The organism is Desulfatiglans parachlorophenolica (assembly GCF_055394735.1).
This window is the reverse complement of record NZ_AP042460.1, coordinates 133,726-157,544: the sequence shown is the minus strand read 5'-3', so window position 1 is coordinate 157,544 and position 23,819 is coordinate 133,726. Positions and strand designations below refer to the sequence as shown.

18 protein-coding genes are annotated in these 23,819 nt (G+C 62.7%); 15 read left to right on the top strand and 3 right to left on the bottom strand.

The genetic code is table 11. The features are described 5' to 3' along the window. Positions 1–14: 14 nt before the first annotated feature. Both ACZ500_RS00705 and ACZ500_RS00700 read right to left on the bottom strand, forming a co-directional pair. A complete protein-coding gene (locus tag ACZ500_RS00705) occupies positions 15–1,661 on the bottom strand; it encodes an NAD(P)H-hydrate dehydratase (protein WP_464230620.1) in 1,647 nt (548 codons plus the stop codon). Between the two features lie 155 nt (positions 1,662–1,816). Then, positions 1,817–2,935, bottom strand: coding sequence for a DUF1207 domain-containing protein (locus ACZ500_RS00700; protein ID WP_464230619.1), 1,119 nt, complete (start codon positions 2,933–2,935; stop codon positions 1,817–1,819). Positions 2,936–3,212: 277 nt separating this feature from the next. Here ACZ500_RS00700 and ACZ500_RS00695 point away from each other — a divergent pair, with 277 nt between their 5' ends. From ACZ500_RS00695 to ACZ500_RS00680, 4 genes are all read left to right on the top strand, one after another. Beyond that, complete coding sequence (locus ACZ500_RS00695; RefSeq protein WP_464230618.1) at positions 3,213–3,755, top strand: hypothetical protein; 543 nt, start codon at positions 3,213–3,215, stop codon at positions 3,753–3,755. A 397-nt stretch (positions 3,756–4,152) separates the two neighbouring features. Then, positions 4,153–6,801 carry a valine--tRNA ligase gene (locus ACZ500_RS00690; protein ID WP_464230617.1) on the top strand — a complete coding sequence of 883 codons (2,649 nt, stop codon included), beginning with the start codon at positions 4,153–4,155 and terminating at the stop codon, positions 6,799–6,801. Between the two features lie 46 nt (positions 6,802–6,847). Further along, on the top strand, positions 6,848–7,687 hold the full coding sequence (locus tag ACZ500_RS00685; RefSeq protein WP_464230616.1) for a metal ABC transporter ATP-binding protein: 840 nt from the start codon (positions 6,848–6,850) through the stop codon (positions 7,685–7,687). Between the two features lies 1 nt (position 7,688). Further along, positions 7,689–8,513 carry a metal ABC transporter permease gene (locus ACZ500_RS00680; RefSeq protein ID WP_464230615.1) on the top strand — a complete coding sequence of 275 codons (825 nt, stop codon included), beginning with the start codon at positions 7,689–7,691 and terminating at the stop codon, positions 8,511–8,513. A 172-nt stretch (positions 8,514–8,685) separates the two neighbouring features. On the opposite strand, the gene speE is transcribed toward ACZ500_RS00680, so the two are convergent. Beyond that, the gene (speE, locus tag ACZ500_RS00675; protein ID WP_464230614.1) at positions 8,686–9,585 is read right to left on the bottom strand and encodes a polyamine aminopropyltransferase; all 900 of its coding nucleotides are present in this window, start codon (positions 9,583–9,585) and stop codon (positions 8,686–8,688) included. A 422-nt stretch (positions 9,586–10,007) separates the two neighbouring features. On the opposite strand from speE, the gene ACZ500_RS00670 reads away from it, so the two are divergent. The 11 genes from ACZ500_RS00670 to ACZ500_RS00620 all read left to right on the top strand — a co-directional run bounded on the left by ACZ500_RS00670 (position 10,008) and on the right by ACZ500_RS00620 (position 23,740). Beyond that, the gene (locus ACZ500_RS00670) at positions 10,008–10,427 is read left to right on the top strand and encodes a hypothetical protein (protein WP_464230613.1); all 420 of its coding nucleotides are present in this window, start codon (positions 10,008–10,010) and stop codon (positions 10,425–10,427) included. A gap of 236 nt (positions 10,428–10,663) precedes the next feature. Then, entirely contained in the window at positions 10,664–11,242 is a 579-nt protein-coding gene (locus ACZ500_RS00665; RefSeq protein ID WP_464230612.1) for a response regulator, read from the top strand. Positions 11,243–11,397: 155 nt separating this feature from the next. Continuing rightward, the gene (locus ACZ500_RS00660; RefSeq protein WP_464230611.1) at positions 11,398–13,224 is read left to right on the top strand and encodes a PAS domain-containing sensor histidine kinase; all 1,827 of its coding nucleotides are present in this window, start codon (positions 11,398–11,400) and stop codon (positions 13,222–13,224) included. 97 nt (positions 13,225–13,321) lie between these two features. Continuing rightward, positions 13,322–13,525, top strand: a complete 204-nt coding sequence (locus ACZ500_RS00655) for a hypothetical protein (RefSeq protein WP_464230610.1) — start codon at positions 13,322–13,324, stop codon at positions 13,523–13,525. Between the two features lie 196 nt (positions 13,526–13,721). Beyond that, positions 13,722–14,297: a response regulator gene (locus ACZ500_RS00650; protein ID WP_464230609.1), complete on the top strand. Its 576-nt coding sequence runs from the start codon at positions 13,722–13,724 to the stop codon at positions 14,295–14,297. Positions 14,298–14,372: 75 nt separating this feature from the next. After that, on the top strand, positions 14,373–15,248 hold the full coding sequence (locus tag ACZ500_RS00645; protein ID WP_464230608.1) for a methylenetetrahydrofolate reductase: 876 nt from the start codon (positions 14,373–14,375) through the stop codon (positions 15,246–15,248). A 156-nt stretch (positions 15,249–15,404) separates the two neighbouring features. Further along, positions 15,405–18,059 carry a molybdopterin-dependent oxidoreductase gene (locus ACZ500_RS00640; protein WP_464230607.1) on the top strand — a complete coding sequence of 885 codons (2,655 nt, stop codon included), beginning with the start codon at positions 15,405–15,407 and terminating at the stop codon, positions 18,057–18,059. A gap of 275 nt (positions 18,060–18,334) precedes the next feature. Next, on the top strand, positions 18,335–18,823 hold the full coding sequence (gene nuoE / locus ACZ500_RS00635; RefSeq protein WP_464230606.1) for an NADH-quinone oxidoreductase subunit NuoE: 489 nt from the start codon (positions 18,335–18,337) through the stop codon (positions 18,821–18,823). Between the two features lie 4 nt (positions 18,824–18,827). Further along, complete coding sequence (locus tag ACZ500_RS00630; RefSeq protein WP_464230605.1) at positions 18,828–21,959, top strand: NADH-ubiquinone oxidoreductase-F iron-sulfur binding region domain-containing protein; 3,132 nt, start codon at positions 18,828–18,830, stop codon at positions 21,957–21,959. Next, positions 21,956–22,612 (top strand): methylenetetrahydrofolate reductase C-terminal domain-containing protein, encoded by a 657-nt coding sequence (locus ACZ500_RS00625; RefSeq protein WP_464230604.1) that lies wholly within the window; start codon positions 21,956–21,958, stop codon positions 22,610–22,612. The genes ACZ500_RS00630 and ACZ500_RS00625 overlap by 4 nt, the downstream gene beginning before the upstream one ends. 240 nt (positions 22,613–22,852) lie before the next feature. After that, positions 22,853–23,740: a methylenetetrahydrofolate reductase gene (locus tag ACZ500_RS00620; protein WP_464230603.1), complete on the top strand. Its 888-nt coding sequence runs from the start codon at positions 22,853–22,855 to the stop codon at positions 23,738–23,740. Positions 23,741–23,819 lie beyond the last annotated feature (79 nt).

Below are 23,819 nucleotides of genomic sequence, written 5' to 3'. Positions count from 1 at the left end.
CTTCGGTCCCCCTTTCAAATAACGACAGGCCCCCGATAGGAGCGCCCGAGCACTTCCTCCGCGCGGCCCTCACGGTCCAGGCGCACCGCCTGCGGCAGGTGTCCGAGCACGTCCCGCGCGGTCATGCCGTCCTCCCCCATCGCCTGGGCGGCCAGATCCCCCGCCAGCCCGTGGATGAAGACCCCTTTCTGCACCGCCTCTTCGAACCCGAGCCCGAGGCCGTGCATGGCGGGTATAATCCCCGTCAGCACGTCGCCTGACCCTGCGCTGCCCATGCCGCTGTTTCCACTCAGATTCACGTAGACCCGGCCGTCCGGGCACCCGATCAGGGAGTGCGCCCCCTTCAGCACAACGTGCGCGCGCAGATCCCGCGCGGCCTTCCGGACGGCGCCCACCCGGTCGTTCTGGATCTCTGCCGTCGTTGCGCCGGCCAGCCGTGCCATTTCGCCCGGGTGCGGCGTCAGTACGGTCGGCGCCTCCCGGCCCCGGACGCAGTCGAGATCGCTGCAAACCGCGGTGATCCCGTCCCCGTCGATCAGCAGCGGCCGCCCAATCCGGGCGGCGAGGTCCACCACCAGGCGCTGCGTCTCCTGCTCCAGCGACAGGCCCGGGCCCATCACGATCATGTCCATCCTCTGCGACAGGTCCAGGAGTCTCCCGCCGTTTTCCTCGGAAATGCCGCCCATGTCCGTTTCCGTCATGGGGACCAAAACAATCTCCCTGCCCTCCACCGCGATGAAGGGGGCCATTGCGCAAGGAACCGCCAGCCGGGAATACCCGCCCCCCGCCTTCAGAAAGGCATAGGCGGACAGGTACGGGGCCCCGTAATAGTCCGCCGCGCCGCTGATAAAAAGCGCCTGGCCGAAAGACCCCTTGTGACCGTCCGGATCCCGCGGGGGAAGCGCCGGGGGGAGATTTACAGCGATATCCAGTCCGGGGGCCTCCTGCAGCTCCGGGGGGAAAGAGATGTGGGTCACGAAAAGTTCCCCGCACAGGCCTGAGCCCGGATACAGCATGTTGCCGATCTTCGGCAACCCGAAGGTGACGGTCATATCCGCCTTGACCGCCGCACCCATCACCCGGCCGGTATCGCCCTGCACCCCGGACGGGATGTCGACGCTCACCACAGGCTTCCCGCTCCGGTTGATCGCCTCGATCACCTCACGGAAAACCCCCGACACCTCCCGCGCAAGGCCCGTTCCAAAAATGGCATCGATCAGAATATCCGCCTCCCGGATGACCCCGGCGGCCTCTCCGGCCTCCCGAATCCGCCGCACGGGCAGACCGAGGGCCATGACGATCTCCCGGTTCAGCTGCGCCGCGCCGCTGAACCTCTCGGGATCCGCCAGGAGACAGACCTCGACGAAGGCCCCTGCCGCGTGCAACTTCCGGGCGATTACAAATCCATCTCCCCCATTGTTGCCCCCGCCGCAGAAGACCGCGAAGCGCCTGCCGCCCGTCTCGTAACGCTGCGAGAGGGCAAAATAGACCGCTTCCCCGGCGTTTTCCATCAGAAGCTCCTCCCGGATCCCGTAACGCTCGATCGCCGTCCGGTCCATATCCCGCATTTGTGAAACCCGTGCAACCTTCATATCCATCGACTCCTGTCCATCGGCCGGCCATCGATCCCGAAAGGATCGGCCGAACGTCCTGAGTTCCATCGATTTGCGGCCCTATGCAACCCGGCCTGCAACCGGCTGTTCATTTGCGGTCCGCCGGCAGGGCTCGGCATGCCCGATCCTGCGCAAAAGGCCATACCCGCGCGCGGCAAAACCATTCCATCGAACGAAGACCTGCACCGAAAACCCACCTTCCCTTAAAAGTAAAAATGGGTGCCGATCCCCAAGCTTTCGATCTTGCGGTCGTAGAACTGTCCGCTCGGGGCGTGACCGTTGTAGTAGTCGAGGGTCAGGAGATAGCGCCGCGTCCCCGTTTCCAAGGCCCTGAAGCGGACGCCCACTCGCAGCGAGAGGCCGGTGCTCCAATCGTTTTCCTGATTGAGCTGCAGATCCATTCCCATCAGCGGCGTCACCCAACCCTGCAGATAATGGCGCTGGCTCTCATACTCGAGTCCGAGCTGGGCATACCAGGGCTCGAGCTCGGACGGCGTCCTGCGAACGAGGTACCCTCCGCCTGCATAGACCCGGAAAGAGGTCAGAAATTTCTGCGAAAGCGTCAGGCTCAAGGCCTCGTAGCTGAGGTTGACCCGGTCGATTCCGCCTCTCAGGATATACTCGTCTCCCAGATGGGAACTCTGGTGGTAGAAGCGCATCAGGGCGCTGAAATCGCGGTCCCGGTAGGTCAAAGAAGGAAAAGAAACCCAGAAATCGCTGTTGATGAGGTCAAAGGAATCCGCGTCCATATCGAAGAGGGAGAAGACCGCGGCTTCGACCCCGAGTTCCCAGCTCCTCCCGGACGGAAAGATCTCCCGGTACAAGGGGAAGCGTTCGCCGAAACTGACCGCACCCATGTGGCTGAACTCCTCGCCATCGAGGAGCCGGACAAAGCTCGCGGAGAAGTGGGGCCACCGGGGATCGGCGATGAGGGGGTCGAAAAGGCTGCCCCCTTTCGGGAAAAAGAGACCCTCTTTTTGCGCACAGACCCTTTCGGAAGCCGCCGGCGCTGGAGCCGGCTCCAGCGCCGGGACATCCACGATGTCCACCCGCGCAACGCCCGGGACCTCGAGCAGCGTCCGCCGCAAACGCTCTTCCGCATCGCTCGGCAGCCCCGTCAACTCGAGGGTTATGACGCCCTCCCGGGCGGTGACCGTACGGCAACCCAACTGAAACTCGCGTTCGATCACCGCAGCCGCATAACCGGCAAGATAGGCGTCTTCCCGCGTCTGCTCCGACGCGCCCGCCGGCCGCCCGCAAACCATCGTGAAACCCATCATGAAAAGGAACACCGCCCAACCGATCCCGAAACGCATCTTCATCTTTCCGCTTCCTCCTCGCCCCACCCATCCGATCCCATTATGGACCATATCAGATACCCAAAATAAATCTGTCCCCTTTTTCGCATACGGCTTCATTCTATCCGTTCCATCGATCCATGGAAAGGGGGGCGACGGTATTCGGACCGCCGCGATCCGGGCAGTCCTCACCTGGATCCATCCGCTCTTTTCATTGTGATTCTGAACCGTTGACAATCAGCCAAGGCTGTGTTAGGGTCCGCTCTGAGTTGGATTTTCACCCCGATCCCAGAGGCTGCCCATGGCTGATGACAAAAAATCCCGAGAGGATCCGCCCCTCGATTTCTCGTTCGAGAACAATCATGCCGCCTATTCCAATCTGGATGCGGAGGATCCGGACGCCGCTCCGGACCTCATCGAACTGACGGACGTGGTGGAACGGGGACCCGGGTACGAAGAAACAGAGACCATCACCCTGTCCGACCTCGACGCCGCCCTGGGTCAGGAAAGGGCCATCGAATCCGATGAGATGGAAGACATCCCGGCTCACCCAGTGAAGGACATGCATAAAGGCCCGCTTCTGAACGGTTTCGAAGGCGGTGGAGCGGGTGCAGATCTTTACGCACCGCCTCAGGATGCCCCCTGTGCTGCAGGTCCTCCGGAAGGCCGCCCCCCGGATCATCTGGGCGCACTCTCCGAGGCACGGATCGAGGAGATTGTCCGACGGGTGGTCGGAGAAACCGTCGAACGCGTGGCGCGGGAAACCATGACCACAGTGGCGGAAAAACTGATCCGTGAAGCCATTGATTCCCTGAAGGAAAGCCTTCAGTCCGAGCAGGATTGACGCCCATCCCACGGGCCAGCTCCTCAGGTTGCAGCCCCCAGGAAAGATCCGAGCGAACCTGTATCGAATCGATCGATACAGCAACCTTGGCGCCCAAACGCTTGCAGCCTCTGCAACCCCGCCGGTTCTCTCCTTGAAGCGCCGGAAAGGCCGCAGCAGTCTTCCGAACCCCTCCACGCTTCCCGCCGGTCAACCTGAAAGCGCCCGATCTCCCTTGAAGGCGGCCTGCCTGCTGGGACGCAGCGGACGGCATGCCGTGTGCGCGGCGCCCGGGGTCGACCCTGCGGAGCCAAAACGGCCGCACCCGCCTGGACCGGCAAAGATGCGGCTTGATCCTCGGCGTTTATCCTGCTAGAAATAGTGTTTCCGATTTTTTCTGTTAAGGAGTGTGTGATCCATGGAACATGAAACCCTACCGAAAAGCTATGAACCGGGCGATGTCGAGAAAAGGTGGTACAGCTACTGGGAGGACAACGGTCTTTTTCGCGCCGCCGCCACCTCTGAGGCCCCCTCATACTGCATCGTCATCCCGCCCCCGAACGTCACGGGAACCCTGCATATGGGGCACGCCCTCAACAACACGCTGCAGGACATTCTTTGCCGCTTCAAACGCATGCGGGGTCACAACGTCCTGTGGCAGCCCGGTACGGACCATGCCGGCATCGCCACGCAGAACGTAGTGGAAAAGGCCCTTGCCGCCGAAGGCAGGGACCGGCATTCAGTCGGCAGGGAGGCCTTCATCGACCTTGTCTGGGAATGGCGCAGGAAATACGGCGGTCTCATCATCAATCAGCTGAAACGCCTCGGCTGCTGCTGCGACTGGAGCCGGGAGCGCTTCACCATGGACGAGGGGCTTTCGAGGGCCGTTCGGGAGGTCTTCGTCCAACTCTACGAGGAAGGCCTGATCTACCGCGGCGATTACATCATCAACTGGTGCCCCCGGTGCCATACCGCCCTGGCGGATCTGGAGGTCGAGCACGAGGAGCTGGACAGCCATCTGTACTATATCCGTTACCCCGTCGAAGGCCGGGACGGCCACCTCGTCGTGGCCACTACACGGCCGGAAACCATGCTCGGAGACACGGCGGTGGCCGTGAACCCCGAGGACGAGCGCTACAGCCGGTTTTCCGGGCTGCATGTCATTCTGCCCCTGCTGAACAAGCCGATACCCATCATCTTCGACGCCTATGTCGACAAGGAATTCGGCACCGGGGCCCTCAAGATCACACCGGCCCACGATCCGAACGATTTCGAGATCGGCCGCACGTTCAACCTCGAACAGATCAAGGTCATCGACGAAAACGGCCGGATGAACGAACTGGCCGGGGAATACCGGGGCCTCGACCGCTTCGAGTGCCGCAAGCGGGTCCTGGCCGACCTGGAGGCGCAGGGCCTCCTGGAGAAGATCGAGCCCTACCGCCACGCCGTCGGGCATTGCTATCGCTGCAAGACCATGATCGAGCCCCTGCTCTCGAAGCAGTGGTTCGTGCGGGTCGCTCCGCTCGCCGCCAAGGCCCTGGAGGCGGTCAAACAAGGCCAAACCCGCATCTACCCCGCCAACTGGGAGGCCGTCTACGAGGAGTGGATGACCAACATCAAAGACTGGTGCGTCTCCCGTCAGATCTGGTGGGGGCACCGCATCCCGGCCTGGTATTGCGAGGCATGCGGAGAGGTCCAGGTGGCCAAGGAGGTCCCGGCGGCCTGCAAAGCCTGCGGATCCTCGCGACTGACGCAGGAGACCGATGTACTGGACACCTGGTTCAGCTCCGCCCTCTGGCCCTTCTCCACCCTGGGCTGGCCGGACGAGACGCCGGAACTCAAGACCTTTTATCCCACCGCAGCCCTGGTGACCGGGTTCGACATCCTCTTTTTCTGGGTCGCCCGTATGATGATGATGGGCATCCATTTCATGGGCCAGGTCCCGTTCCGGGACGTATACATCCACGCCCTGGTGCGGGATGCCGAAGGCAAGAAGATGAGCAAATCCAAGGGGAACGTCATCGACCCCCTGCTGGTCATGGACCAGTTCGGCACCGACGCATTCCGCTTCACGCTGGCCGCCCTCGCGGCCCAGGGACGGGATATCAAGCTCTCGGAAGAGCGGATCCTCGGCTACCGCCACTTCGTGAACAAGATCTGGAATGCCGCGCGCCTCGTGCTGATGAACCTGGGCGACCATCCCCTCACGGATGCACCCCGTGACCTGACACTCGCCGACCGGTGGATCCTCACCCGTCTCGGACAGGTGAGCGAGGACGTGACCAAGGCCATCGACGACTACAAGTTTAACGAGGCGGCCATGCTCGCCTACCAGTTCGTCTGGCATGAATTCTGCGACTGGTACCTCGAAATGGCCAAGCAGGGCCTTTACAGCGAGGATCCCGTCGTCAGGGAATCGGCCCGCGCCACCGCCCAGGAGGTGCTCGCAGCATCGCTGAAGCTGCTCCACCCCTTCATGCCCTTCGTGACCGAAGAGATCTGGCAGCGTCTACCGGGTACCGATCGCAGCATCATGATCGCACCCTTCCCGAAACGGGGGGACTTTCCGGAAGACGAGCAGGCGATCCGAGAAATGGACCTCCTGGTGGGCGTCATCACCGGCATCCGCAACATCCGCGGCGAGATGAACATCGCCCCCTCCAAGACAGTCAGCGTGGTGATCGATCTTGCGCGCCCGGAGGACGCGGAACTCCTGCGGCGGGACCTCAAGCACGTGCAAACGCTCGCGCGGGTGGACCAGATCACACTCGGAACCGGCCTCGCCAAGCCCGAGGCCTCCGCAACCGCTGTCTTCCAGCAGAACCAGGTCCATGTGCTCCTGCGCGGACTGCTCGATTTCGAGGAAGAGAAAAAACGCATCAGCAAGACCATGCAGAAACTGCAAAAGGACATGCAAACCGCCGAGCGCAAGCTCGGCAATGCGGGCTTCCTCGACAAAGCACCGGCCGAGGTCGTACAGGAGGTACGTGAAAAGCTTGCGGCGCAGCAGGCCGAGTTCGGAAAGCTGCAGCAGAACCTCCGCTTCTTCGAGGAGATTCGCTCCTGACCGAGCAAAGCCGTGCCTGCTGCAAACACCCTCATCCTGCCCGGGCATGGTTCAGAGTCGAGCGGCTCACCGGGCCCTCGCCCACCCCGCCCCGGAAGGCGCATTTGTGGGAGATCGAAACGCCATGAGTGTCCCCGCAATCGAGGTCGAACATCTCTGGTTCGCATTCGATGAACGTCCGATTGTCCAGGACGTGAGTTTCCGTCTGGAGCAGGGCGATTTCCTGGGGATCCTGGGGCCCAACGGAGGGGGCAAAACGACCCTGCTCAAACTGCTGCTGGGACTCCTCAAACCGGACAGAGGCACCATCCGGATCCTCGGGCAGGAGCCGCACGATGCGAGGCACCGGGTCGGGTACGTGCCGCAGCACACCGACTTCAACATCAGTTTTCCCATCTCGGCGCTGGAATTGGCCATGATGGGCCGCCTCTCCCAGGCCCGAATCGGCAGGCGGTATTCCCGCGAGGACCGCAGCAAGGTCGAGGAGGCCCTGAAGCGTGTGGGGATGTGGGAGGAGCGCGCCACCCCCATCGGGCACCTTTCAGGCGGGCAGCGTCAGCGTGTTTTCATCGCCCGCGCGCTCGCCACGGACCCCAAGATCCTCTTTCTGGACGAACCGACCTCCAGCGTGGACGCCGAGTTTCAGGTCGACCTCTATGACTTTCTTCGGGATCTGAACCGCAGCGTAACGATCGTGGTGATCACGCATGATATCGGCGTCATCTCGAGGCACGTCAAATCGGTCGCCTGCATCAACCGCAAGATGATCTTTCACGGTGAAGGCCAGATCACCACGGAGATGCTCAACATGGCCTATCAGTGCCCGGTCGACCTCATCGCGCACGGGATCCCGCACCGCGTCCTCCCGAAACACGAGGAACGCTGACGTGTGGGAAGCCCTCCAGTATGAGTTCATGCGCAATGCCCTTGCGGCGGGCATCCTGGTCAGCGTCGTCTGCGGTGTCATCGGCACGCTCGTGGTCGTCAACCGGATCGTCTTCATCTCCGGAGGCATCGCCCACGCGGCCTACGGCGGCATCGGTCTGGCCTTCTATGCCGGGATTCCGCCGACCCTCGGTGCAGCCCTCTTCTCCATGGCGGTGGCCATGATCATGGGCGCCGTCAGCTTCAGGAACCGGCACCGGGCCGACACCATCATCGGTGTTCTCTGGGCCGTCGGCATGGCGGTCGGCATCATCCTGATCGATCTGACCCCCGGCTACCGCGTGGATCTGATGAGCTATCTCTTCGGAAGCATCCTGGCCGTGCCCCTGGGCGATCTCTGGTTCATGCTCCCCATGGACCTACTGATCTGCCTGACCGTTTTCGCTTTCTACAAAGAATTCATCGCGATGTCTTTCGACGAGGAATTCGCCTTCGTGGTGGGGATACCGGTCAAGATCCTCTATTTCACCCTGCTCGGGATGATCGCCCTGGCGGTGGTCATGATCATCCGGGTCGTCGGCCTGATCCTGGTGATCGCCCTGCTGACCATCCCCCCCTACATCGCTGAAAAGTACACGCATACGCTCGGGAAGATGATGGTCCTCTCTTCCTTTCTGGGCATCGCCTTCACAGTGGTGGGATTGTGGCTGTCCTACCAGTATGACCTGACATCCGGGGCCACCATCATCCTGGTGGCCGGGACCGCCTTTTTTCTGTCCGCCTTCTCGGACCGGATCAAGAAAGGGACCTCCGGCGCCAAAGACTGAACTCCTCGGTTGCGCTTGGGAAGCCCCATAACAGCGATGGGTGAGAGGGGGTTTGCGGAATCTCCGGCAAATCCGGAAAGGATGATCCGGGACGACCGGATTTCCATTCCGGAGATGAGGATTTTTTCTTCATACGCTTCGCGTGCAAAGCCCATTTCCGGACGGAAACGGTCTAGACCAGGCCGTGTGCAAAGCGGGGCAGCACGAAGGCCGCCCGGTGCAGCTCCGGCGTGTAGTACCGCAGATCCTCGAGGACATCGGCCCGCTTTTCGTCGAAATCCTTCAGCGGGTCATAGCGGCGGGAACAGCACATGAACCCGATCACGCCGCTCGGGTAGGTCGGCACGAGGGTGTAGTAATAACCGATTTTGGGGTAGATCTCTTTGGCAAAGTCCGCCACGCCGCGGATCACCTCCCTGTGGAGGTGAATGGATTCGCATTGGGTCACGACCATCCCGTCTTCCTTCAATGCGGTGTACATATCCGCATAGAAGGGCCGCTGAAAAAGGACCTGACCGGGGCCGATGGGATCGGTCGAATCGACGATGATGACATCGTAGACCGAACTGCGCTCCTTGACGAACCGTGCGCCGTCTTCGTAAAACACCTTGACACGGGGATCGTCAAACCCAGAAGCAAGCGACGGAATATGTGCACGGCAGGCCTTGACCACTTCTTCGTCGAGTTCGCAAAGATGGACCTCCTCGACGGAGGGGTGCTTCAACACCTCACGGATCGAACCACCGTCACCGCCGCCGATCACCAGCACCGTGACCGGTTTGGGATGGGTCAGCAGGGGGACGTGCGCGATCATTTCATGATAGGCCGCTTCATCGAATTCCGTCAGCATGGTGATGTTATCCAGCACCAGCATCCGGCCCAGCCGCTCCGTTTCAAAGACGGCGATTTCCTGAAAACGGGAGCGATAGTGGCACAGGACGTCCTTGATCCTCACACTGATCCTGCAGCCGTGTGCGAACTCTATTGTGTCATTGAACCAGAGGCTGAGCGATTGCCCCGCCCCTGGGTCTTCCCGAAACCCGATATGTTTTTCGGATGTATTTTGCGTCATTTTCTCCCTCTTCGATCCTGCAAGGTTTTACGGTGACCCCCTCGCCTCACCGCCGCCGGGGTCCTGTCATACGGGTGTCTATGCAACACAAAGGCATCGTGAGGAACTATAGGCAAATGTCAAAAGAGGGTCAACACCTGATTTTGCCTCATAGAAACCATCGTCTGCCCCTGCCCGGAACAGGGACCGGATTACCGGCATCACCGATGTCCAAACGGGATGAGGCGGCGGCAGGAGTCCGGCACCCCCACAGCCTTTGCAGTGAAAAGCGGCGGAGCGCGCGACTTCCCGAATAGGCTTGCAGTACTGCAGCCATCCGCGCAAGGCGCGTACCGTCCCGAACGACCGCCGTTCGGATGGCATCCTGTCGGAACAGATATCCTGAACCAAAGCCGCCCGACCAAAAAGGAGGGTTAAACCGGATGAAATGGCCCGTTTTCACACCGGCGCACAAGCCGCCGCGTGAACCGGTCGACGACGAAATAGAGCATTTCGCGCGTCTGATCGAAGCCTCTTCGCCCAAGGAATACAACACCGAGAGGCGTACACACTATTACAACTACCGCACGATCGCCGTTTACCGTAAGCCATTGCTATCCCTACTCGAAATCCTCTCGCGATCCCCGTCCCTCCGGGACGACCTCGGCGTCACCACCCGGGAGATCTTCCTTAAGCTGAAAAACTTCTACGACCCCAAAAGCCGGCTGACCCTGGCGGAGGCCGTGGCCGATACACAGTTGCGCAGCAAATTCAATGACCTCCTGCTCTATTTCTACGGCCGGAAAAGACCCTCGGCGGATGAGATCGCGGCCTCCTTGAACGAACTGATCTTCTCCGTGTGACGTCGGCCGTCGCGCGGGCGGTGCGGCCCCGGGACCCTCCGACTTCACCGGGCGATCCGCCGAACCCGCAACGTGTCGCCCTTCCCTGTTTCGCACCCGAGCCCGATCCGCTTCGAGGGAATCAGGCTCGGCCTCAGGGACCTCTCCATCCTTTTTGATTGACACCATCCGATGCAGACTATAATTATTATAATAAATAAAAAGCTCAATCACCCGTATGAGGAGACCGTTTCAGAATGCACGACGTTTTTACCGTATATACTGCGAGCCAGTTTTGCAATGTTTCCTCCAAGACCATCATCAACTGGATCGACGCAGGCCATATCAAGGCCTATCGCACGGTGGGGGGGCACCGCCGGATCAGCCGCGGGGACCTGGAGGCGTTCATGCTCCGGCAGGGGATCCCCATCCCCCGCCAGACGAGCGACGAGAGCCGCCGGAAACGCATCCTGGTGGTGGACGACGACCCCATCATCGTAGAGAGCATCGTGCAGGCCCTCGAAGAAGACGCCCACGATTACGAGGTCGTTTCCGCCGCGGACGGCTTCGAGGCCGGGGTGCAGGTCACCCACTTCAAGCCGGATCTCCTGATCCTCGATATCATGATGCCGGATATCAAAGGTTACGAGGTCTGCCGCAGGATCAAATCGTCCCCGGAGACCCGGGATATCAAGATCATCGTCCTTTCGGCCTACCTGGACGAAGAGAAGTTCAAACGCATCAAGGCGGACGGCGCAGACGTCTGTTTTTCCAAACCTCTGCCCCTTCCGCAGCTCCTGGAGGAAGTGGCCGGCCAACTCGGGCTTACCGGGTAGAATCGCAGCCGACCGCCGTGCTCCAGGTACACGGAGAGGCTGGGCGTGTCCGTCCTCAACCGTTGGTTCTCATTCAGCGGTGCTCTACCTTCGAAGGGGAAACCCATCTCCGGGTAGAAACCGGACCGTCGGCATCGTCAGGGAAGGGATCGGCCATGGACAAGGAAAAGCGGATGCTGGCATCCATCGTGGAGTCGATCGACGAAGGCGTCTACGTCATCGATGACGACTTCACGGTGGAGTATATGAACCGGACCATGATCGATCATTTCGGATACGGGGTCGGCGAAAAGTGTCACAAGGTCATCAACGATCAGGATACGCTATGCCCCTGGTGCTGGGCGCACGAAACCGCGCCGTCCAGGCAGCAGCGCGGGGAACTCTATATCTCCAAGGTGAACAAAACCTTCGAGGTGACGGAGATCCCCGTGACCCACCCGGACGGCAGCCGGTCCCGGATCCGCTTCTTCAAGGACATCTCGGACCGCAAACGAAGAGAGGCCGAGTTCCGTCTGTCCGAGGAAAAATTCCGCAGCCTTTTCGAACACGTCAACGTCGGGGTCTACATCAGCAGCAAGGAAGGCAAATTCCTGGACGCGAACAGGGCCCTGCTGCAGATGCTCGACTACGAAAGCAAGGAAGAGTTCCTGAGCATCGACATCTCCAGGGACCTCTACGTCCGACCGGAGGACCGGATCCGGTTCCGGCAGCTGATCGAGCGCGAGGGATTCGTCAAAGACTATGAGGTCGAGTTCAAGCGAAAGAGCGGAGACACCATCGTGGTCTGGGTCACCGGGCACCTGCGGCATGACCACCTCGGCAACGTCATCGGCTATGAAGGCATCAATGTCGATCAGACCGAGCGTTACCGAATGGAGCGCAAGCTGAAGGAGGCCCACGATTTCCTGAACAAGATCATCCAGAGTTCCCCGAACCCGATCATGGCCGCCGACCTCACGGGCAGGATCATCCTCTGGAACCGCGCGGCGGAAAAGACCCTCGGCTATTCGGCCGAGGAAACGGTCGGCAGGATGCACATTTCCCGCATCTACCCCGAAGGCGTGGCCCGCAAGATCATGAAAATGATCCGCGACCCCGAGCACGGAGGGAAGGGCCTGCTGCAGAACCACGCCATGCTCTACGTCCGGAGGGACAGCGAGATCATCGACGGAACCCTCTCGGCAGCCATGATTTACGACGATGAAGGGCACGAGGTTGCAACGGTGGGCTCCTTCGTCGACATGACCGAGCGGATTCGCATGGAAAGGGCCCTGCACAACATCCAGGAACAGCTTCTCCAATCCGAAAAACTCGCCGCCATGGGCAAGCTGACATCCCAGATCGCGCACGAACTGAACAACCCGCTTTACGGCATCATGAACACCCTCGAATTGATGAAGACCGAGATACCGCCCGAAAACAAGCGGCGCAGGCTCCTGGACATGTCGCTTTCAGAGACAGTCAGGCTGGCCGACATGCTCAAGAAGATGCTCTCGTTCTCCAAGCCGGATCAGGAGGAGCGGTGTCCGGCCGACCTCAATCAGATCATCGAAGAACTGCTCCTGCTCCACGAACGGATCCTCCAGGAAAACAATATCTGGATCGTCTCCGAACTGGCGGAGGACGTCGGAGAGGTCTACGTCTCCAAGAACCAGATGCGCCAGGTCATCCTCAACATGATCTCGAACGCCCGGGACGCCATGCCGGGCGGCGGCACCCTGACCTTCAGAACCCGCCGGAAGGGCGACCAGGCCCTGATCGAGATCGCCGACACCGGGCAGGGCATCGCGGAGGAAAACGTCAACCGGATCTTCGAGAGCTTTTTCACCACCAAGGACAGCATCAAAGGAGTCGGCCTGGGGCTCTCCGTCTGCTACGGCTTCATCCGCGACCACGGCGGCGATATCACGGTCCGATCCACGCCGAACCAGGGGACCACCTTCACCATCACGCTGCCGGTCCACAAGGCTCAAAACGGCTGAATGCCCCCAGACATCGAGGCGCAGCCCTGAACACCTCCCAAAATCTGCCTGGTGTTACAACGGGTATCCCCCGAAAGAATCCGAGTTCGATAAGGTGATGGTCGCCGCTGATGGTATAGTCGGCCCGGCCATCGTCGTCATTTCCAGAATGCGGGACCCCATCGAGCACCCGCTGAAGTCCGCTGTTCCGGCAGCACCGTCAACCCGAATCCTCCTCATTTTACCAACACCCTTTCTTGAGAGCATGATCCCCCTGCCCGGACAGATTTTCAATCCGGGAAATTCGGGTCAAATGGATTAGATCTATAATACATTAAAAAACAGCAATTCTCACCGACACTCCTTTTTTGCCCTTAGCCAAAGATATATATGCTTTTAATTCAGAATGTTACAAATATTTGTTATCCGGTTGCAGATTTTTTACTTGACAAACATCAGAAGCTATAATTTATATAATAACTAAAAATTCAACAAATCTTGTGAAGAAGGGGGCCATCATGGAGGATGTCTTCACCGTTTTCGCCGCCGGCCAGTACTGCAACGTCCCTTCCAAAACCATCATCGACTGGATCGAAGCGGGGCGTCTCAAGGCCCACGAGACGGCCGGAGGACACCGCCGAATCAAGCGCAGCGAGTTGGAACGTTTCATGCGGGAGGAGGGGATCCCCATCCCGGCGGAAGCGCCCGCCGCCGCCCGCCGCCGGATCCTGGTGGTCGATGACGATCCGATCATCGTGGAAAGCATCGTTCAGGCCCTGGAGGAGGACGAACATGACTATGACGTCATCTCCGCCTCCGACGGGTTCGAAGCCGGGTTGCAGGTCGCACACTTCAGACCCGATCTCCTGATCCTGGACATCATGATGCCGGACATCAAAGGCTACGAGGTGTGCAGAAAGATCAAGTCCTCTCCCGAGACGCGCGATACCCGGATCATCGTTCTTTCCGCGTATCTGGACGACGAGAAGTTCGAGCGGATGAAGGCGAACGGCGCCGACGCCTGCTTTTCCAAGCCGCTGCCCCTGCCCCGCCTCAAGGAAGAGGTGCGACGTCAATTCGAGGGTGAGGGTTAGAGCGGCGCCGTCCGCCGCCGGTCCCGTTTTCAATGCGCCGGGTTCCGATCCGGCAAAGAGGGGAGGAGGTCGTCCATGAAACTCAAGGAGGCCCTGCAGAAGAAGCGCTTCGTCGTCACCACCGAAATCCAGACGCCGATCGAACAGGAGTCCGGCAGTATCGTTCAAAACCTCGAACGGATCCGGGGGCGCATCGACGGGGTGACCCTGTCCGAGACCGAATTCGAAGGGGTTGTAGGGGACACCATCAAGACCTGTGAACTGCTCAAACAGAACCGCTTCGAATCCATCTATCAGACGACCACCCGCGACAAGAACCGCATTCAGCTCCAAAAAGACCTGGTGACCGCCCACCAGGCAGGCGTGGAAAACCTCCTCGTCTTCACCGAAGATTACCGCATCACAGGCGACAGCCTGCAGGAGATGATGTTCTTCCACGTGGACGCCGGCAAGCTGAAGTCCGTGCTCGACCATATCCGTGAAGGACACACGGTCGACGGCCGCGATATCCCGGACAAGGCCGAGTTCCTCCTGGGCTCGGGCGTCGAATCGGTCTGGGGGCGGAACGTCCCGGACCTCGAACTCCGGGAAATGGAGGAAATGGTCCGGGTCGGCGCCGGCTACTTTCTGACCACCCCGGTCTTCGACCTCGACCGCTTCCAGAAATTCCTCTCCCGCACCGACACCTTCGGGGTGCCGGTCATCGCCGAGGTCCTCATCCTGCGGACAGCCGGTGTGGCGCGTTTCCTCAACCGCCATCTGAAGAGCGGACTCGTACCCGAGTGGGTGATCCGCAAACTGGCCCAGGCCGCCGACATCGAAAAGGCCAGTCTGGAACTCTTTGCCGACACGGTCAAGGGTCTCAAGGAAGTCTGTGACGGCGTCCACATCATCACCATCGGCGGGGAAGCGAAGCTGCGGCAGTATCTGGACGCCGCCAAGCTGCGGTAGTTTCCAGCCGGAAACGTTTCGGTGACATCGATTTTCTTCGGTTTGGGAGAGCATGCTCGAACGCCGGAAGACGTCCCTCGGAAGCGAAAGCGTCCCATCCTGCCGGCGCCCGTATCAGGCAGGACTTTCAACCCCCGACGAGAAAGGAGCCGCCCCGTGCAGTCCATCGTCCTGTCCATCAACGGCAAGAGGGTATCCGGCCCGCCCGGTGCGTCCCTCCTGAGCATCGCCGAGAAGAACGGCTTTTCGATTCCCACTTTGTGCCACCACCGCGATCTCACACCGTACGGCGCCTGCCGCATGTGCCTGGTGGAAGACGAAAAGACCGGCCGGCTGATGGCTGCATGTGTCACGCCAGCCGCCCGGGACATGGCCGTCCTCACCCATTCGCCGCGCGTGATTGAACATCGGCGGAATATCGTGCGTCTGATGATGGCCGAACACCCCGAATCCTGCATCGTCTGCAGCAAGGGGAACCGCTGCGAGCTGCGCCGGGTGGCCGCGGAACTCGGCGTGGGGGAGCCCGGGCTCTATCCCATGCCCAACTACAAACCCTTCGAGGTGCTCAACCCCTTCATCGTCCGCGACCTCTCCAAGTGCATCCTGTGCGGGAAGTGCATCCGCGCCGACCACGAACTCGTCGCGGCGGGCGCCATCGACTATTACGGCCGCGGCTTCGCGTCCCGCCCCGCGACCCTCCACGAACAGCCGCTGGAGTCCTCGCGCTGCACCTTCTGCGGGACCTGCGTCTCCCTCTGCCCCACGGGGGCCCTCTCCACCCGCAGCGGCACCTTCGTCGGGACCCCGGAGCGTGAGGCATCCTCGGTCTGCGGGTTTTGCAGCGCGGGCTGCGCCCTGGCCCTCGGGGTCTCTGGCGGGCGGGTGGTCGAAGTCAACCCCTCCAGGGAAGGGGACACGGTTAACGGCGCCACCCTGTGCGTACGGGGTCATTTCGCCCATGACTTCCTCGGCTCACCCGACCGCCTCCTGCAGCCTCTGATCCGCCGCCCGCTGGAGGGCGGCGGCGATGGCCACCAGCCGTCAACCTGGGAGGAGGCTCTCTCCCTGGTCAGCGGGCGACTGGCTGAACTCAAGCGCCGCCACGGCCCCGAAAGCATCGCCTTCCTGGGCTCGACCAAGTGCAGCAACGAGGAGAATTACCTCCTGCAGAAGATCGCCCGGGTCTGCTTCCAAACCAACCACGTGGCGAGTGGCGGCAGCCACAACGGCCACGCGCTGCTGCGGGGGATCGAGGAGCGGCTGCAGGACGCCTGCCGGGTGCGCCCGCTTGCCGAACTCGAACAGGCCGAGGTCGTCCTGATCGTTGAGGCGGACCCCGACCACACCGTGCCGGTCGCGGCCTACCACATCCGTCGGGCAGCCCGCAAGGGTATTCCCCTCGTAGTGGTCGACCCGGTCCGGACCGGCTGCTGCGAAACGGCCGCCGCCTGGCTCGGCCCCGGCGGCCTCCCTTCCCTGACGATGCTGAACGCCCTCACGGCCCGTCTCCAGAAGGACCTCGTCCTCGACCGGGCCTTCATCGAAGCCCGCACAACCGGCTGGGATGACTGGGCTGCCCGCTTCCGAGCTCTGGAGCCGGAAAAGGCCGCAGGGGAAGACCCGGCCGTCCTGCGGGGTCTGGAAAAGGCCGCCGCCCTGCTCCGGAACCACCGGATCGCCTTCGTGCTCGGGCACGATCTCCTGGAGCGCGACCACGGCCCCGCCCTCTTCGACGCGGTCCTGAACCTCGCCCTCCTGACGGGCAGCATCGGCTCCCCGAACGCGGGCATCTTCGTCCTTGGCATGGAAAACAACCTGACCGGCGCCTTCGACATGGGGGCGGCACCGGATTGTCTGCCGGGCCGGCGCCGGCTGTCGGACCCGGCCGCACGGCGGGAGGTGGAAGCCCTCTGGGGGACCGCTCTCCCGGAGGCAGCCGGACTCGACCCCGGTCCGCTCATGGAGGCCGCCCTTGCCGGGCGTCTGAAGGCCCTCTACATCATGGGGGAAAATCCCCTGCGCTCCCTGCCGGACCCGGAACGGGTCGACGCGGCCTTCAAGCGGCTGGATTTCCTCGTCGTGCAGGATATCCTGATGACGCGGACCGCGGCCCTCGCCGACGTGGTGCTGCCGGCGGCCGCGTTCGCTGAAAAGGGCGGGTCCTTCACCAACCTGGAAGGCCGCGTCCAGACCTTCGAGCCGGCCGTCGAGCCGCCGGGCGACGCTCTGCCCGACTGGACCATCCTGGCGCAACTCGCCCGCAGGATGGGCTACCCGGAGCACTACGCCACCCTTGAAAAGATACGCCGGGAGATCCGAGCCGCGGTGCCCGAGTACGCCGATCTCGGCACCAAACGGTGGGGCTGGGTCGCGGCCGAAGAGTCCCGGGACAGCCGAGTGGGGGACGGCCGGCGCTTCGCGCTTGCGCCTCCGGCCGCCGCGCAACCGGCCGCCACGGCGGCGGACTTTCCTTATGAAGCCTTGATCGGCGCCCAACGCTGGCATCTCGGGAGCGGAACCCGCACCTCTCGGTCGGGCCGCATCCGCGATTCGGGCAAGCTCGGAGAGGCCGAACTGTCCCCGCAGGATCAGGATGCGCTCGGCCTCACTGCGGCGGACAGGATCCGCATCATCTCCGCAACGGGGAGTGTCGAACGCCCCTTCACGGTCAACCGGGGCCTGCCGCCCGGCCGGGTGTTCATCCCCCAAGGATTCCACGGAAACGACGTCATGCGGCTGGTCAGCCTCGAGCGCCTGTCATCCCCGGGAAAAGGCTGGAGGACCTGCAGGGTCAGAATCGAACGGGTTTAGCCCCGCGCCCGAGCGAAGGCCCTCCCTGGGAGAAGCGCCATCTCGGCACAGGCGCCGCGTCCCTCTGCCGGCCGGGAACGGATCCGACAGCAGCATCCCGTCGGCGGCCATCCAGACCGACCGTCCACAACCGGCTGCTACCTCCCTGATGCAGGAGCATGGGGCCGGGACCAGGCGTGAAAAGACGGCAGCAACCGCACATGAACTTCAGACGGAAGGCCGGGATTCCGAACCATTGACGCAGGACCTTCCCCGAAGATCAAGGAGCGCACCCAATGAAAGACTCGACCCGTTTCGACAGCGAGACACTCGACCGGATCATCGAAAAACACCGAGAGGCAAGCTGGGGGCTGATCCCGCTCCTCCAGGAGGTCCAGGAGGCCTTCGGCTACGTCCCTCCGGAGTCGATCGAGCCCATCGCCGAGGCCCTGCGGCTCTTCCCGGCGCAGGTCCAGGGGGTGGTCACCTTCTACTCGGGGTTTTCCCTCAAGCCGAAAGGCCGCTACGTCCTGAAGGTCTGCCGCGGCACGGCCTGCCACGTCAAGGGAAGCCGCAGCATCCTCCGGCTGATCCAGAAGGAACTCGACCTCAAGGAAGGCGAAACCAGCCCCGACTATCAGTTCACCCTCGAGACAGTCGCCTGCCTCGGGGCCTGCTTCCTGGCCCCGACCATGATGGTCAATCGGGATTATTTCGGCAGGCTCAATCCGACCAAGGTGACGAGCGTGCTCAGCGAGTACCGCAAAGACAGGGAGGAGGCCTAAGCCCATGCAGAAGCTCGCATCCATCGGTCAACTGGAGTGGCTGCGGAACAAGATCCTGGCCGAGGCGGACGTCAGGCGGACGGAGATCCATGTCTGCATGACCGGCTGCCGGGCCTACGGAGCGGCCGCCGTCCGTGACGCCCTCGTCGAGGAGGTCGCCCGGGCCGGCCTCGATCACCAGGTGGAGGTCCGTTCGACCGGTTGCCACGGCTTCTGCGCCAAGGCCCCGGTCGTAGCCATCGAACCCCTGGGCGTGCAATATCAGGAGGTCGACCCGAAGGACGCCGTGGAGATCGTCCAGAGCACCCTGAAAGAGGGCCGCCTGATCGAGCGTCTGGCCTACTGCGACCCCCGGACCGGACAGCCCATCTACTACCGCAACCAGATCCCCTTCTATCAGAAGCAGGTGCGGCGGGTCCTGGCCCACTGCGGCCGGCTCGACCCCACCCGGATCGAGCACTACATCGCCGCCGGCGGCTACAAGGCCCTCGTCAAGGCCCTGACGAAGATGAGCCCGGAGGCGGTGATCGAAGAGGTCGTTCGGTCGAAGCTCCGCGGCCGCGGCGGGGCGGGGTTTCCGACCGGCCTCAAGTGGCGCTTCGCCCGACAGTCGGAAAACACCCCGAAATACCTCGTCTGCAACGCGGATGAGGGGGACCCCGGGGCCTTCATGGACCGGGCCCTGCTCGAAGGCGACCCCCACGCCGTGATCGAGGGGATGATGATCGGCGGCTACGCCATGGGGGCCGAATACGGCATCATCTACGTCCGCGAGGAGTACCCGATCGCCGTCGAGCACCTGAACCTGGCCCTGCAGCAGTGCCTGGACCTCGGGCTTGCCGGGGAGGACATCCTCGGCACCGGCTTCGACTTCCACCTTTCGCTCAAGAAGGGCGCGGGGGCCTTTGTCTGCGGCGAGGAGACGGCGCTCATGGCCTCCATCGAGGGCCGGCGCGGCATGCCGCGCCCGCGCCCGCCCTTTCCCGCCCAGGCCGGGGTGGACGGCAAACCGACCAACATCAACAACGTGGAGACCCTGGCCAACATCCCGCTCATCATCGGCAACGGCGCGGCCTGGTACGCGGAGATGGGCACGGAGGCCAGCCGCGGGACCAAGATCTTCTCCCTGGCCGGCAAGGTCAACAACACGGGTCTCGTGGAGGTCCCCATCGGCACAACCATCAAGGAGGTCGTCTTCGACATCGGGGGCGGCATCCCCAAGGGCCGGCGCTTCAAGGCGGTCCAGATGGGCGGCCCTGCAGGCGGCTGCGTCCCGGCGCGCTTCCTGAACCTGCCGATCGACTACGACACCATCCAGCGTATCGGCGCCATCATGGGCTCGGGCGGGATGGTGGTTTTGGACGAAAACAACTGCATGGTGGAGATCGCGCGCTTCTTCCTGAACTTCACCCAGTCCGAATCCTGCGGTAAATGCGCCCCGTGCCGCCTCGGCACCACCCAGCTCCTCGAGACCCTCACGCGCATCACCGACGGGCGCGGCCGGGCCGAGGACATCGCGACCATCCAGTCGATCGGCCGCACCATGACCGAGGCGTCCCTGTGCGGCCTCGGGCAGGCGAGCCCCAAGCCGGCCCTTTCCACCCTGATGTACTTCGAGGACGAGTACCGCGAGCACATCCAGGAGCACCGCTGCGCAGGGGCGGTCTGCGACGCCATGGTGATCTCGGCCTGCCAGCACGCCTGCCCGGCCGGCATCGACGTCCCCAACTACGTGGCGGCGATCGCCCAAGGGGATTACAGAGCGGCGGTCGAAATCATTCGCGAGCGCAACCCCTTCCCGGCCATCTGCGGGCGGGTCTGCATCCACCCCTGCGAGTACAAGTGCCGGCGCGGCGAACTCGACGAACCGGTGGCGATCCGCGCCCTCAAACGCTTCGCCTCCGACTGGTACTACCAGCATTACGGCGCGGCCCATAGGCCATTCCCCGTGACCCGCCCCCAGAAGGTGGCGGTGGTGGGCGCCGGACCTGCGGGCCTCACCTGCGCCTATTTCCTGGCCAAAATGGGGTACGCCGCGACCGTCTTCGAAGCCCAGCCGGTGCCGGGCGGCATGCTCGGGATCGCCGTCCCGGAGTTCCGTCTGCCGCGCGCCGTCATCGACCTCGAGATCCAATCGATCGCCAACGCGGGCGTGCAGATCGAGTGCAACCACCCCATCGACGCCAACCACACCATCAACGACCTCCTCAAGGAGGGCTTCAGCGCCGTCTTCATCGCCGCGGGCGCCCAGGCGAGCAAGCGGATCGGCATCCCCGGGGAGGAGGAGGGTCTGGCGGGGCTCCATTACGGCCTCACGTTCCTCAGAGACGTCCGGATGGGGCTCGGCGGCCGGCTGTCCGGTAAGACCGTGGTCATCGGCGGGGGCAACGTCGCCATGGACGTGGCCCGGACCGCGCTCCGGGCCGGCGCGGAGGACGTCCAGGTCTTCTGCCTCGAGCAGCGCGACGAGATGCCCGCCTGGGAGAAAGACGTGGAGGAGACGATCGAGGAGGGTATCGTCATCAACGCGGCCTGGTCGCCCGTCCAGATCGAGCACACGAATGGCGCCGTCAGCGGCATTCAGTTCATGCGCTGCCTGTCCGTCTTCGACCAGAACGGCCGTTTCAGCCCGGAATGCGACGCCGACGACACCCAGTTCATCAAGGCCGACCACATCATCATCGCCATCGGCCAGGCGCCAGACATGTCCTTCCTGCCCGAGGACAGCCGGCTCGAACGTGCCCTGTGGGGGAGCCTCGCCGTCAACGAGAACACCCTTGCAACCAATATCCCCGGGGTCTTCGCCGGAGGGGATTTCACCACCGGCCCGACCTTCGTGATCCGGGCGATCGCCGCCGGCCGCCGGGCGGCCCTGGCGATCGACAAATACCTGGAGGGGGACACCTCCGGCATCCAGATAGTGGACGAAAAAACACCCCTCGCGCAGGCAACGGGCCTCGCCCTGGAGGAGGAATCGACGGAGGATCGGCCGCGCATACCGGTCGAGATGGAAGACCCCGCGGAGCGCGTCCAGGACTTTCGCGAGGTTGAAAGGGGATTCAGCGCCGAACAGGCCCACGTGGAGGCACGGCGCTGCCTCAGGTGCGACCTTGAAAAAGAGAGGAGTCGAGCATGATCCGGACCATCACCCAGCCAAAGCCCATCGAGGAAATCGAGCGCCTGCTCGAAGGGTTGGACAGGATATTCATCATCGGCTGCGGGACCTGCACCACGCTGACCCGCACCGGCGGCGCGCCGGAAGTCGCGGCCATGCAATCGACCCTTTCCGAAAGGGGCAAGGTGGTGACCGGGACGACGGTGGTGCCGGTCGCCTGTGACAACCTGACCCCGCAGATCCTGAGCGAGCAGGGAGGCCGGATCGACCAGGCCGATGCCCTGCTGGTGATGTCCTGCGCCTTCGGGGTCCAGACCATCGCGAGTCAGCTCCGGCGACTGGTGATCCCGGCCCAGAACACACTGTTCATCGGGAAAGAACGTCCGGACGGCCGGTTCGACGAAATCTGCACCCAGTGCGGCACCTGCATCATCGGGGAGACCGGGGGGATCTGCCCTGTCACCGCCTGTCACAAAGGCCTGGTGAACGGCCCCTGCGGCGGGACCAACAACGGGAAGTGCGAGATCGATGCCGACAAGGACTGCGCCTGGACCATGATTTACAACCGTTTGAAGGAGTTGGACCGGCTCGACGCCATGCGGCGTTACCAGCGCCCGCGGAACCACCTGGGCGAGCCGAGCCCGGGCCGCTACCGCCTGCCCGCGGCCCCGTAAGGCAGACCCCGAATGGAGCGGCCGGTTGATTCCCTTCACCCCAGCCGGCTCCCCATCCCGGAAGTCGTCAGCCTCGATCGAGGGCGTCTGGAAGGCCGGACCGGCCGGATTTCGGAGACGGGGTTCACGCTTCGGCCAGCCGGCCGCGAGCGGCCCCGGCTCACCCGGTGACGGGTGCTTGGGCGGCCGAATGGATGGATTCCCCATATCACTCTGTCTGGAACTGGAAAGGATGATCTCATGACCTCTGCATTCAAAAAGGCCCTGGATTCCGGCAAGTTCGTGGTGACGGCCGAAGCGGCCCCCTCCAAGGGCACCCGTCTCGAGAAGATGCAGCATCATGTGGAGATACTGAAGGACAAGGTGGATGGCCTGAACGTGACCGACCATCAGAGTTCGGTCATGCGCTACCCGTCCCTCGGGGGGGCGCTCCTCGTCAAGGAACAGGGCGGCGAACCGATCCTCCAGATGACCTGCCGGGACCGGAACCGCCTCGCCCTCCAGGCCGACCTCCTCTTCGCTTACAGCCGCGGGATCCGCAACGTGCTCTGCCTGACCGGGGACTCGGTCATGCTGGGGGACCACAAGGAGGCCAAGGGAGTGTTCGACCTCGACTCCTCTCAACTCCTCGCCGCCATCCGCACCATGGAGCGCGGCAAGGACATGGCCGGCAACGAACTCGACGGAGGCATCGAAATGTGCGCGGGGGCCATCGTCACCCCGGAGGCCAACCCGATCGAGCCGCAGATGATCAAGTTCGAAAAAAAGATCGAGGCCGGCGCCGAATTCATCCAGACCCAGGCGGTCTACGACCTCGACAACTTCAAACGGTTCATGGACTATGCGCGGCGCTTTCCTGTCAAGATTCTGGCGGGCATCATCCTGCTCACCTCCGCCCCCATGGCCCGCTTCATGAACAAGAACGTGGCGGGGGTGGTGGTGCCTCAGGCCCTGATCGATGAAATGGCCACGGCCCCGAAGGGCGGAGCCCTCCGCAAGGGGATCGAGGTCGCGGGACGGATGATCCGCCAGATCGAGGAAGAAGAGATCTGTGACGGCGTACACATCATGGCCATCGGCAAAGAGGAGGTTGTCCCGGAGATCATGACCGAGGCAGGTCTCCTCTGAAATGGCCGCACCGGCAGTTTACCGTTGACCCCGGGAAATTTCTCCGCTAGAAAGAAGGATCAAACTTCTTTCAATGGGT

Excerpts from the sequence above, each read along its gene's own strand:
- nuoE (WP_464230606.1), top strand. The coding sequence starts at position 18,335 with ATGAAAGACTCGACCCGTTTCGACAGCGAGACACTCGACCGGATCATC.
- ACZ500_RS00645 (WP_464230608.1), top strand. The coding sequence starts at position 14,373 with ATGAAACTCAAGGAGGCCCTGCAGAAGAAGCGCTTCGTCGTCACCACC.
- ACZ500_RS00660 (WP_464230611.1), top strand. The coding sequence starts at position 11,398 with ATGGACAAGGAAAAGCGGATGCTGGCATCCATCGTGGAGTCGATCGAC.
- ACZ500_RS00700 (WP_464230619.1), bottom strand. The coding sequence starts at position 2,935 with ATGAAGATGCGTTTCGGGATCGGTTGGGCGGTGTTCCTTTTCATGATG.
- ACZ500_RS00695 (WP_464230618.1), top strand. The coding sequence starts at position 3,213 with ATGGCTGATGACAAAAAATCCCGAGAGGATCCGCCCCTCGATTTCTCG.
- ACZ500_RS00665 (WP_464230612.1), top strand. The coding sequence starts at position 10,664 with ATGCACGACGTTTTTACCGTATATACTGCGAGCCAGTTTTGCAATGTT.
- ACZ500_RS00705 (WP_464230620.1), bottom strand. The coding sequence starts at position 1,661 with ATGGAACTCAGGACGTTCGGCCGATCCTTTCGGGATCGATGGCCGGCC.
- ACZ500_RS00670 (WP_464230613.1), top strand. The coding sequence starts at position 10,008 with ATGAAATGGCCCGTTTTCACACCGGCGCACAAGCCGCCGCGTGAACCG.
- ACZ500_RS00620 (WP_464230603.1), top strand. The coding sequence starts at position 22,853 with ATGACCTCTGCATTCAAAAAGGCCCTGGATTCCGGCAAGTTCGTGGTG.
- ACZ500_RS00655 (WP_464230610.1), top strand. The coding sequence starts at position 13,322 with ATGGTCGCCGCTGATGGTATAGTCGGCCCGGCCATCGTCGTCATTTCC.
- ACZ500_RS00650 (WP_464230609.1), top strand. The coding sequence starts at position 13,722 with ATGGAGGATGTCTTCACCGTTTTCGCCGCCGGCCAGTACTGCAACGTC.
- ACZ500_RS00625 (WP_464230604.1), top strand. The coding sequence starts at position 21,956 with ATGATCCGGACCATCACCCAGCCAAAGCCCATCGAGGAAATCGAGCGC.
- ACZ500_RS00685 (WP_464230616.1), top strand. The coding sequence starts at position 6,848 with ATGGTTCAGAGTCGAGCGGCTCACCGGGCCCTCGCCCACCCCGCCCCG.
- ACZ500_RS00630 (WP_464230605.1), top strand. The coding sequence starts at position 18,828 with ATGCAGAAGCTCGCATCCATCGGTCAACTGGAGTGGCTGCGGAACAAG.
- ACZ500_RS00690 (WP_464230617.1), top strand. The coding sequence starts at position 4,153 with ATGGAACATGAAACCCTACCGAAAAGCTATGAACCGGGCGATGTCGAG.
- speE (WP_464230614.1), bottom strand. The coding sequence starts at position 9,585 with ATGACGCAAAATACATCCGAAAAACATATCGGGTTTCGGGAAGACCCA.